This window comes from Oligella sp. HMSC09E12, from assembly GCF_001808505.1.
In the GTDB taxonomy this organism is placed as follows: domain Bacteria; phylum Pseudomonadota; class Gammaproteobacteria; order Burkholderiales; family Burkholderiaceae_B; genus Oligella; species Oligella urethralis.
In genome coordinates this window covers 19,274-30,479 of sequence record NZ_KV793568.1, presented here as the reverse complement: position 1 = coordinate 30,479, position 11,206 = coordinate 19,274, and the positions used below count along the sequence as shown (strand labels likewise).

The window sequence follows — 11,206 nt, the reverse complement described above, 5'->3', positions numbered from 1 at the left end:
CGGTATTCTAACCAACTGAACTACCACTCCGCAGTGGCATATATGCTTTAACAATTGCCAAGCTTTTAAACTCTAATCAGTCAAAATAAAGCTTAAAAGCTTGGCGTCCCCACGGGGATTCGAACCCCGGTTGCCGCCGTGAAAGGGCGATGTCCTAGGCCTCTAGACGATGGGGACAAGGACTTAAAAGATTAAGTATAGCGATGAATTCAAATTTAAGCAAGAAAAACTGCTCGAAATCAATCGCTGAAAACTCTGGCGGAGTGGACGGGACTCGAACCCGCGACCCCCGGCGTGACAGGCCGGTATTCTAACCAACTGAACTACCACTCCGCATAAGCGATCAAATTTTAAGTCGATTGCCAAGCTTTTAAACTCTAATCAAATAAAATCTAAAAGCTTGGCGTCCCCACGGGGATTCGAACCCCGGTTGCCGCCGTGAAAGGGCGATGTCCTAGGCCTCTAGACGATGGGGACCGGACAAAATTTATGCCTATTTGGTGGAGGTAAGCGGGATCGAACCGCTGACCTCTTGCATGCCATGCAAGCGCTCTCCCAGCTGAGCTATACCCCCTAATAGAGTGCAATCATACTGACTGCTGCATAAAGAATATAATCATAGGGGATAAGTTGCTTTGTGTCAAGTCTTTTTCAATGGCTTGTGATTAATTTTTTATGGTTGTGTGTTTTTTACGACTAGTGTCGTGTTAATTGCTCGTCTCAACCGGACCCGGCCGACGAAACCAGCTCAACCCTAGGATCAACAAAGACACGATTAAGATGGGCAAATTGCCCACATAAGCGTAGTAGCTCAGTCCTTGTGTGCCTTGCACATAAACATCAAGAAAGCCCGCCTGTGCTGTCGGGAGGATGGCATGTACTTTGCCATCAGCATCAATCGCTGCAGTCGAACCTGTATTGGTTGCACGAATCATCGGTCGAGCCGTTTCCAGAGCGCGCATACGCGATATCTGTAAGTGTTGACCGAGGGCGATGGTATTGCCAAACCAAGCGAGGTTACTGATATTAAATAAAATCGTGGCACCCTGTGCGGAATCAGCATGAGCAAATAATTGATTTAATAGCTCTTCACCAAATAAATCCTCATAGCAAATATTCGGTGAAAAATATTGGTCCTCAATCGCCATTAACTGCTGATTTTCTAGGCCGGCATCAAAATCACCCAGTGGAATTTGCATTAAATTAACAAACCATTTAAAACCAAAAGGTACATACTCACCAAAGGGTACTAAATGGCGTTTATTGTAGATGCTCAATCCCTGACCGCTGAAAATTTCATGAAGCTCGGTGAAAGAATCCACCGCAATCACGCTATTAGTGACGCGAAACTTATCACCCCCGTCGGGCAGATAAAGTGGGGTGCCGATTAAAAAGGTGCTATTACTTTTGCTACTCATACCGATAATATCGGCCCAGATCTGACTGTCGAGCTGATGCTGAAATACAGGGATGCTGGTTTCAGGAAAAATAGTTACAACGGGTGGTCTGGCGGGATCGGAGGCAGGTAATTGGGCTAATAAGAACTGCTCATATAAGTGCTCTAAACCGCGCTGTGGATCGAATTTTTGATCCATGGGGGTATTGCTTTGAATTAAACGTACCGAGATGGCATCGCCATGAGGCTGCCACCATTGAATCATGCTAAGCCCCCAGCTTATTAAAAAAAGGGCTATAAACTGTACTGCTGAACGTAGCTTAAGCGTGTAGGCTCGGTAGTAGATAATTTGTGTTAATAAGGCACTACTGAGACTCACGACAAAGACGATGCTGTACATCCCGCCTATCGGTGCCCATGCGCTATATACCGTATCGACATAGCTATAAGCGATAGCATTCCATGGGAAACCAGTAAAAATATAGCCCCGAGCTAGCTCAGCGAGGGTAATGGCCGCCGCCCAGATTAAAGGCGTTAACCAGTAACTATATGCTTGAGAAGCGAGTCTACCGGTACTTGCGCCAGCGTTAATATCCTCTGCTGTGTAATTATCTTGTCTAAATAAGGCCATCAGCCAGCTGCTAGTGAGTGCCGCTAAGCCGTAGTACAGTGCTAGGTACAAGCTGAACAGCAATACGGCTAAAGCCGCAAGTAGTGACGGCATATAGCCGTACACATGCATACTGATATAGAGCCAGTAGAGGCTAGAGCAAAAACTGCTGATGCCAAATAAATAGGCAGTGATAAATGCCTTGTTGCGTGAGTTAGCACTTAGCACCAAATAAAATAAGGCACCAAAACTCAGCATCTGTATGGGTGCGTGTAGCCAGGCGGGGATGGCACCTTGATAAAAACTTAGGGAATGAATCAGACCTAAGGCGACAGCAACGAAGCAGTGAATCATTTGGGTCATTGATTGGCTACTATTTATCGCCGTCGTCTTTTGCTACTTCTGCAACGACCGGGCTACGGCGTACATGGATCCATTGGGCACGCTTTTCATCGGCACGTAAGACGTAAAACCTTAGGTCCTCGAAATTAAAGCTGTCGCCGCGTTTGGGAATATGGTCAAGCTCGGAAGCTAACCAACCACCAATGGTGTCATGCTCATCTTCGGGGATATGAGCACCGACGATTTTATTAAAATCCTCAATGGGTGTGAGCGCCATAATGCGCCAGGCGACATCTGATTCTGGGAAAATCGTCTGCTCACTTTCTTCATCGTACTCATCCTCAATATCGCCCACAATCTCCTCTAGAATATCCTCCATCGTGACTAAACCAGTGATACTGCCGTACTCATCAATGACGAGGGCCAAATGACTACGGGTCTCTTTAAACTCCTTGAGTAGCTGATTTAAACGCTTTGACTCGGGTACAAAATGCGCTGGTCGCAGCAGCTGCTTAATATCAAGCTCTGGTTGAATAATAATGCGCAGTAAATCTTTGGCTAATAAAAGCCCGATAATATTATCCCGCTCACCCTCATATACCGGGAAGCGGGAATGCGCCGTATCAATCACAAAATCGATGATCTCTTGGATAGACCAGTCGATATTGATCAGGTCCATCTTGGAACGTGAGATTTGAATATCATCGCAGGTCTTATCGGCAAATGACATGGTACCTGCAATAATGCTGTACGACTCATCATCCAAAATATCGCGCGCATGCGCTGTTTGAAGTACTTCACGTAAATCCTGACGATCTTCAGGTTCGGCTTTGCCTAGATAATTAGAAAAGCGTCTTAAAGGTGAGATACGCTTAAGTATCCCCTTAAGGGAGGATGACCTATTGTCATCATCGGTAGGCGAGGGTGGTAAAGAATCTGTTGACATCTCTGACGTCGTTGTTGAAAAGTTGAGAATACTCTATATTTTACCCACTTTATATGAAATATCAGAGTAAAGACTATAAATAAGGATTTTTAATCGTAAAGCCAGCGAGAATCTCGATTTCTAAACCCTCCATCTCCTCAGCCTCAGTTTCTTCTAGATGGTCAAAGCCAAGCGCATGCAGGGTGCCGTGTACCAACAAGTGGGTGAAGTGATGGCTTAGGCTTTTGCCCTGTGCCGGCGCTTCCTGTGCCACTACCGCAGCGCAAATCACAATATCAGCGCTCAAGGTATGTGCGCTATCCACACCATATTCAAAGGTTAAGACATTGGTTGCGTAGTCTTTGTGGCGATATTGCTGATTTAATTGCCGTGCTTCCTCCAGATCGACAATGCGTAAGTTAATTTGAGCTTGCTCAAACTCACTGTGGTATAGCGACTGCACGATTTGGATCGTACTTAACACCACTTGCTCTAGTGCTTCTGCGCTTAAGTCATCTTGCAGCACAAAGCTAGCGCTAGCGTTTTGTATGTTAAAACTCAGCCGCTTTGCGGCAAAGCTTGGTTGATGGTTTGCGGTCTGATTTGTCATTGTCATTGATCATTAATGCATTAATGCCCTGCGTTTTCAGCCTTTTCATAGGCCTCAATAATACGCGCAACCAAGGGATGTCTAACCACATCTTTGCTAGTGAAAAAGGTACGCTTAATGCTATCCACCTCGTTTAACACATTGAGTGCATGGGTTAGGCCACTAAATTGACCTTTTGCTAAATCGACCTGTGAGGGATCCCCTGTAATCACCGCTTTACTACCGAAACCGAGGCGGGTTAAAAACATCTTCATCTGCTCAGTCGTGGTGTTTTGAGCTTCATCCAATATCACAAAGGCATGATTCAGGGTGCGACCGCGCATATAGGCTAAGGGCGCAATTTCGATCATTTGCTTTTCAAAGTATTTTTGGACTTTTTCATAGCCAAGCAAGTCGTAGAGCGCATCATACAGTGGGCGTAAGTAGGGATCGACTTTTTGAGCTAAGTCACCGGGTAAAAAGCCCAAGCGTTCACCTGCCTCAACCGCAGGGCGTGTCAGAATAATACGCTGAACATTATCTCGCTCAAGGGCGTCAATGGCACAAGCTACCGCTAACCATGTTTTACCGGTACCGGCTGGTCCTACCCCAAAGGTCACATCATGGTTGAGAATTTGTTCCAGGTATTGCTGCTGTCTAGGGGTACGGGGGCGTAGGTCGCTGCGCCGCACTCGTAAATTAAAGTGCTGCGGGCTAGTCGTTACTTCTCCGTTGTCTTCATTTGCTTGGGCCGCCATGGTGCGATACGAGGCTAATTGATCGGCGGCCGTTGATGATGGCGTCTTACTTGGCGCCACCGGACGGCTACTTTTTTGTAGGCGCTCCTCTTGCTGAGCCTTGAACTCCACCATACCTAATTGAATATCATCAATGCTTAAGGCCTGATGGCGGGCACGACGATGAAAAAGCAGTAACGCTTGGATGGTTTCTTCGGCATGTTCACCTTCTACCGTGATTCTGGCACCATTACGGCCGATTTGTACACCCCAAGCTTGGGCAATCTGCTCAAGATTTTCATCCAAAGGACCGCATAAATTAGCGAGTTGTGTATTATCACCTTCCAAATGAATGACTTGGGGTAGTTTACGTTTGTTGCTCATTAAGCTACAGTCTCCGTGGTCACCACCTCACCTCGAAGGGAGTTGGTATAGACCTCAGTAATACGAATATCAACGAGTTGACCCATCAAGCGCTCGGAACCGACAAAATTCACAATGCGATTGTTTTCAGTGCGACCAGTGAGTTCTGTTTTGTCACGCCGTGAGCGACCGTCCACCAAGACCTTTTGTACCGTACCTAACATCGCTTCGCTAATCGCTTTGGCTTGCTTATTAATCTGCGCCTGTAGACGTTGCAAACGACGTAATTTCACCTCATAGGGTGTATCGTCAGGCAGATCGGCCGCTGGGGTGCCGGGACGACGAGAGTAAATAAAGGAGAAAGAGGTATCGAAATTTAACTCTTCGATTAATTTCATGGTGTTTTCGAAATCCTCATCCGTCTCACCCGGGAAGCCAACGATAAAGTCAGAGGAGAGCGTTAGGCCAGGACGTGCTTTGTATAAACGACGTGCCACGGATTTAAACTCCAAGGTGGTGTAGCCACGCTTCATCGCCGCTAACACACGGTCGGAACCAGTCTGAATCGGTAGGTGTAAAAAGGGCACTAATTTAGGCAGCTTAGCATGTGCCTCAATTAAGCGCGTGGTCATTTCCTTAGGGTGGGAGGTAGTGTAGCGAATGCGCTCAATACCTGGAATTTCATGCACATACTCTAACAGCATGGCAAAATCGGCTAATTCACCGCCGTCACCTAATGGACCGCGATAGGCGTTCACATTCTGTCCTAAGAGATTGACCTCTTTCACACCTTGGTCGGCCAAGTCGGCGATCTCTACTAGAATATATTCAAAGGGGCGTGAAATTTCCTCACCACGGGTATAGGGCACCACGCAATAACTACAATACTTACTACAACCCTCCATAATGGAGACAAAAGCAGAGGGACCATCTACCCTAGCCGGTGGTAGGGCATCGAACTTTTCAATTTCTGGGAAGCTGATATCTACCTGTGATTTACCGGTGCTTTTACGCATATCGATTAAATCGGGTAGGCGGTGTAAGGTCTGCGGACCGAATACCACATCCACATAAGGTGCGCGACGAATGATGGTGGCACCCTCTTGGCTGGCAACACAGCCACCGACGCCAATCAGTAAATCAGGATTTTTTTCTTTTAGTAGACGCGCCCGACCTAAATCGGAAAATACCTTTTCTTGGGCCTTTTCACGAATCGAGCAGGTGTTAAATAAAATCACATCCGCTTCCTCGGGGTTTTGCGTTAACTCCATGCCTTGTTTTGCATGCAGTACATCAACCATCTTGTCAGAGTCGTACTCATTCATCTGACAGCCAAAGGTTTTGATATAGAGCTTTTTAGGGCGCTCACCCTGACTTAATTTAGCGATTTTATCTAAGGCGGCATCGCTGGGCAAAGGTTCAGCGGCAAGTGCGGCTTTGGCGGCTTGAGCTGCTTCTTCTAGGGTTTTTGGACTGTGGTTGGGCGCATCGGCGGCGCTGCGTTTAAGCGTAATTTCTTGCATGATAATCACCGTAACGGGTTTACATCCCGGGGGTAAAGATAAAAACTGTAAATATAAAAACTCACTAGCATCGCTACTAGTGAGTTTGATTAACGATCGAGTAATTTTACTAAAAATTTAGTCTAAATACATGAATTCAAGGCATTTTTGTTGGCTTTTAATTAACCCTCAACCCATTCTGTGGTGTTTTCATCAGCTTTAGGTGCCTTGATCATATCCTCTCGTTTTACACCTAACCACATGGCGATAGAGGAGGCTACAATCATTGAGGAATAAATACCGAACCAAATACCGATGGTAAGTGCCAAGGCAAAGTAGTGGAGGCTGGGGCCACCGAAAAACAACATGGCTAACACCATCATTTGAGTTGAACCGTGCGTAATCACGGTACGCGAAATGGTCTGGGTAATTGAGCTGTTAATCACCTCGCGTACACTAGCCTTGCGCTGCTTGCGGAAGTTTTCACGGATACGGTCCATAATCACGACCGATTCGTTGACCGAATAACCCAATACGGCGAGCACCCCAGCTAAGACAGGTAGCGAGAACTCCCATTGGAAAAAGGCAAAGAAACCGAGAATGATCACCACGTCATGCAGGTTGGCAAAAATACCGGCCACGGCAAATTTCCATTCAAAGCGGAAAGCCAGATAAATCATAATACCTAGCACCACAAAGAAAAACGCCTTTAAACCATTAATATACAGCTCATCACCGATTTGTGGGCCGACAAATTCAACCCGACGCATCTCCACTGGATTATCCGATTGTTGCAGTACATTCATGATGGCTTGGCTTTGCTCGGCGCTACTAATGCCTTCAACCACGGGTAAGCGGATCATCACGTCGCGTGAGGTACCGAAGTTTTGCACCTGATAATCACGATAATTTAAGCTGGCAATTTTAGAGCGAACCTCTTCTAAATCAGCCGGTTGCTCATAAGCTACCTCCATAATGGTACCGCCGGTAAACTCAATGGAGAGATTAAAACCACGCGTCGCAATAAAAAAGATAGCTAATAAGAACATCACCAAACTGATCAAATTCAGAACCAAAGAATAGTTCATGAATGGGATGGTTCGACGGATACGAAATAATTCCATAATTAATACATCCTTTATGCGCGCTTAATTAAGCTTTGTTTGGCTTGCTATCACTAGCTTGTGCGGATTTGTTGCTTAATTTATTGTCATCACGCCAAACCGTACCGATAGCTAGTTTTTTCACACCACGACGACCGCCGTACCAGAGATTAACCAAGGCACGTACACCGACCACAGAGGAGAACATTGACGTCAAGATCCCCAAACAATGGACGATGGCAAAGCCGCGGATAGGACCTGGTCCACTAAATGCCAAGAGCGCAATACCCACAATGAGAGAGGTTAAGTTGGAGTCAAAAATCGTACCCCAAGCTCTGTCAAAACCAATATTAATGGCTTGTTGCGGTGTGGCCCCGTGACGCAGCTCCTCGCGGATACGTTCATTAATCAGCACGTTAGCGTCAATCGCCATACCGAGGGTTAGGGCAATTGCTGCAATCCCTGGGAGGGTCAGTGTGGCTTGTAGTAGTGATAATAAAGCGAGTAATAAAACCACGTTAAATACTAGCCCTAAGGTCGAGAAAAGACCAAATAGGTGATAGTAAATAATCATGAAAATAGCAATCGCCATAAAGCCCCAAAGTGTCGATTTGAAACCTTTTTCAATATTTTCGGCACCTAAACTGGGACCAATGGTACGCTCTTCAATAATCGACATGGGCGCTGCTAATGAACCGGCACGTAGTAGTAGGGCGGTGTCAGCCGCTTCGGTCAAACTCATGGAGCCAGATATTTCGACTTGACCGTTAGGGATTTCGGAACGAATCACAGGCGCTGTGACTACCTGTCCGCGGTTATTTTCAAACAGCACAATGGCAATGCGCTTACCAATATTGTTGCGTGTCGTTTCGCGGAAAATACGGGCGCCATTATCATCTAAACTTAAATTAACTGTCGGCTGTTGAGATTGAGGATTACGACCGGCGGTAGCGTCTTGTAGGTTTTCACCGGTTAAGAGCACTTGACGACGGAGTAAGATTGTCTGACCGTCGGTGTCTTTAAAGGCCTCCATCCCAAAAGGTACCGTGCCTGCGGCAATGGCTGCTAGCGCCGTGGGTGAATCCTCTACCATACGCAGTTGTAGCGTGGCGGTACGACCGAGAATCTCTTTGGCGCGCGCCACATCCTGAATACCCGGTAGCTGCACCACAATACGGTCATTACCCTGTTGTTGAATTACCGGCTCAGCTACCCCTAACTCATTAATACGATTGTGTAGAGTGATGATATTTTGTCTGAGCGCCGTTTCTTGAATGCGGATAATTTCACTTTCATTAATTTCGCCAATCAGTAAATACTGGCTGCCTCTATCCAATGTACTAAAGCTTAATTCAGGCATCATCGTGCGCAATTGGCCTAAGGCTTGATCGCGCGCTGCGGCAGAAGCAAAGAGGGCCTGAATCGAAGAGCCTTCGCGGCTAACTTGCTGAGTATCAATGCCACGTGTGCGTAAGTTATTACGTACATCGTTGCTGAGGGTGTCATAACGCGACTCCAAGGCCCCATCCATATCCACTTGTAAGAGGAAATGTACACCACCACGCAAATCCAAACCTAAGAACATGGGGCGTGCATTGAGCGCTGTCAGCCAGTCGGGAGAATCAGATAAAAGATTCAGCGCCACGGTGTATTCTGGCTCTTCCGGATTGCGGATCAAGGCCTTTTCAATAACGTCCTTGGCTTTTAATTGAAGATCGGGCGTGGCAAAGCGAACTCGGACATTACCAATTGAATTACTCATGGAGTAATAGGCCCCAGTGTAGGGTATTTGCTCCTGAGCTAGTAAGTTTTCAATTTGTCTTAAGGTGTTTTCATCGACTTTGCGTGTGACATTGGTGCTGGTAACTTGAACTGCTGGCGACTCACCAAAAAAATTAGGTAAGGTATACAGTATGCCCAGTAATAATGCCACCAGAACGATAAGGTATTTCCATAGAGGGTAACGATTCATGCCGAAGGTCTTTAGAGTGCGTGAGAGAAATGCAATTACCCGCTTTTTAAGGGCGGGTAAAGGCTAAATTAGCAAAAGAAATTATAAACTTCTAATGGTGTCTTTAGGTAAGACGGCGGTTACTGCTTGACGCTGCACCATGATCTCAACCGGCTTTGAAGCTAAGTCTGCGACTTCTAATGCGATGTAACCAGAATCTGTGATGCGGTTAATGCGACCTACCAAACCACCGGCAGTCACAACTTCGGTGCCGACTGTTAGATTGTCAACCATGTTTTTGTGCTCTTTTTGACGCTTCATTTGTGGGCGGATCATTAAGAAATACAACACCACAAACATCAAAATAATGGGTAAAAAGCCCATCAAGCCGGCACTTTCTTGTTGGGCTAGGCTGGCGCTTAGTAAATCGACTAAGTTCATAAAACTCTCCAAATTTCCTTAGTTGAGAAATTTTTAAATGGTTGTTAAAAATAAAATGGCTCTAGATTTTAACCGATCATTGTAGCCTTTTCTTGTCTTATTCAATACCTTTTGCGCGATCTTTATGGAATTGCGCTTGCCATTGATCAAATCGGTTCTGTTCTAGTGCCTCCCGTATCTCCTGCATCAGGTTCAGGTAATAATGTAAATTATGCAGTGTATTTAAGCGCGCACCAGTAATTTCATTGGCTCGGTGGAGGTGGTGTAAATAAGCCCGTGAGAAATGACTGCAGGTATGACAGCTGCAGCTCGGGTCGAGTGGGCGCATATCATCTTTGTAGCGTGCATTGCGGATTTTAAGATCACCAAAACGGGTAAAGAGCCAACCGTTACGCGCATTACGTGTGGGCATCACGCAGTCGAACATATCCACCCCTTGGCTAACGGCATACACTAAATCTTCCGGTGTGCCCACACCCATCAGATAGCGTGGTGCATTGTCTGGTAGTTGGTGGGCAACGTGTTGTAATACACGCTGCATATCTTCCTTGGGCTCACCTACCGATAAACCGCCAATGGCATAGCCATGAAAGCCAATATCAACCAAACCGTCCAAGGATTCCTTGCGTAAGTCCTCAAACATACCGCCTTGTACAATGCCAAAGAGGGCGTTGGAATTTGCCAGTTCATTAAATGCGTTTTTCGAACGCTTGGCCCAACGCAAGGAAAGGCGCATTGAACGTGCCGCTTCCTCATGGGTGGCCGGGCGGCCATCAATTAAATAAGGGGTGCACTCATCCAATACCATGGCGATATCGGAATTTAGCGCAGTTTGAATGCGCATGGACTCTTCAGGTGAGAGAAAAAGCTTTTCGCCGTTTAAGGGCGAGGAAAACTTCACTCCTTCCTCGTGTAATTTGCTGCGTAAATTACTTAAGCTAAAAACCTGAAAGCCGCCGGAGTCTGTCAAAATTGGCTTTTTCCACTGCATAAAATCATGCAGACCCCCAAACTTCTGAATCACCTCGGTACCGGGACGTAACCAGAGGTGAAAGGTATTTCCTAAAATCACTTGTGAGCCAATGCTCTCTAGCTCGTGCGGTAACATGGCTTTAACTGAGCCATAGGTACCGACCGGCATAAACATCGGTGTTTGCACTGTGCCGTGGTTTAGTTTGATGGCGGCCCGTCTGGCTTTGCCGTGGGTATTAAGTAAGGTAAATTCTAAAGCTGACATTGATACGTGA

The 11,206-nt window shown here is 46.4% G+C and carries 9 protein-coding genes and 5 tRNA genes (1 of these 14 only partly in view); all 14 read right to left on the bottom strand.

Annotation, left to right across the window (positions count from 1 at the left end; genetic code table 11):
- Positions 1 to 30 (bottom strand) — tRNA-OTHER (locus HMPREF3179_RS04315) (it extends 54 nt beyond the left edge of the window).
- 71 nt (positions 31 to 101) lie between these two features.
- Positions 102 to 177: transfer RNA gene (locus HMPREF3179_RS04310), tRNA-Glu, on the bottom strand.
- 79 nt (positions 178 to 256) lie between these two features.
- Positions 257 to 333, bottom strand: a tRNA-Asp gene (locus HMPREF3179_RS04305).
- Positions 334 to 401: 68 nt separating this feature from the next.
- Positions 402 to 477 (bottom strand) — tRNA-Glu (locus HMPREF3179_RS04300).
- A gap of 21 nt (positions 478 to 498) precedes the next feature.
- A tRNA-Ala gene (locus HMPREF3179_RS04295) sits at positions 499 to 574 on the bottom strand.
- A gap of 133 nt (positions 575 to 707) precedes the next feature.
- On the bottom strand, positions 708 to 2,369 hold the full coding sequence (lnt, locus tag HMPREF3179_RS04290; RefSeq protein ID WP_070469834.1) for an apolipoprotein N-acyltransferase: 1,662 nt from the start codon (positions 2,367 to 2,369) through the stop codon (positions 708 to 710).
- A gap of 10 nt (positions 2,370 to 2,379) precedes the next feature.
- A complete protein-coding gene (locus HMPREF3179_RS04285) occupies positions 2,380 to 3,294 on the bottom strand; it encodes an HlyC/CorC family transporter (RefSeq protein ID WP_070469833.1) in 915 nt (304 codons plus the stop codon).
- Between the two features lie 73 nt (positions 3,295 to 3,367).
- On the bottom strand, positions 3,368 to 3,883 hold the full coding sequence (gene ybeY, locus HMPREF3179_RS04280) for an rRNA maturation RNase YbeY (protein WP_246824371.1): 516 nt from the start codon (positions 3,881 to 3,883) through the stop codon (positions 3,368 to 3,370).
- 20 nt (positions 3,884 to 3,903) lie between these two features.
- Positions 3,904 to 4,983 carry a PhoH family protein gene (locus tag HMPREF3179_RS04275; RefSeq protein ID WP_070469832.1) on the bottom strand — a complete coding sequence of 360 codons (1,080 nt, stop codon included), beginning with the start codon at positions 4,981 to 4,983 and terminating at the stop codon, positions 3,904 to 3,906.
- A complete protein-coding gene (gene miaB / locus HMPREF3179_RS04270) occupies positions 4,983 to 6,485 on the bottom strand; it encodes a tRNA (N6-isopentenyl adenosine(37)-C2)-methylthiotransferase MiaB (protein WP_070469831.1) in 1,503 nt (500 codons plus the stop codon). The genes HMPREF3179_RS04275 and miaB overlap by 1 nt, the downstream gene beginning before the upstream one ends.
- A gap of 161 nt (positions 6,486 to 6,646) precedes the next feature.
- Positions 6,647 to 7,588, bottom strand: a complete 942-nt coding sequence (gene secF / locus HMPREF3179_RS04265; protein ID WP_036557482.1) for a protein translocase subunit SecF — start codon at positions 7,586 to 7,588, stop codon at positions 6,647 to 6,649.
- 28 nt (positions 7,589 to 7,616) lie between these two features.
- Positions 7,617 to 9,539, bottom strand: coding sequence for a protein translocase subunit SecD (gene secD / locus HMPREF3179_RS04260; RefSeq protein WP_070469830.1), 1,923 nt, complete (start codon positions 9,537 to 9,539; stop codon positions 7,617 to 7,619).
- Positions 9,540 to 9,620: 81 nt separating this feature from the next.
- The gene (yajC, locus tag HMPREF3179_RS04255; RefSeq protein WP_018026809.1) at positions 9,621 to 9,959 is read right to left on the bottom strand and encodes a preprotein translocase subunit YajC; all 339 of its coding nucleotides are present in this window, start codon (positions 9,957 to 9,959) and stop codon (positions 9,621 to 9,623) included.
- 97 nt (positions 9,960 to 10,056) lie between these two features.
- Positions 10,057 to 11,196 (bottom strand): tRNA guanosine(34) transglycosylase Tgt, encoded by a 1,140-nt coding sequence (gene tgt, locus HMPREF3179_RS04250; RefSeq protein ID WP_026156878.1) that lies wholly within the window; start codon positions 11,194 to 11,196, stop codon positions 10,057 to 10,059.
- Positions 11,197 to 11,206: the final 10 nt, after the last annotated feature.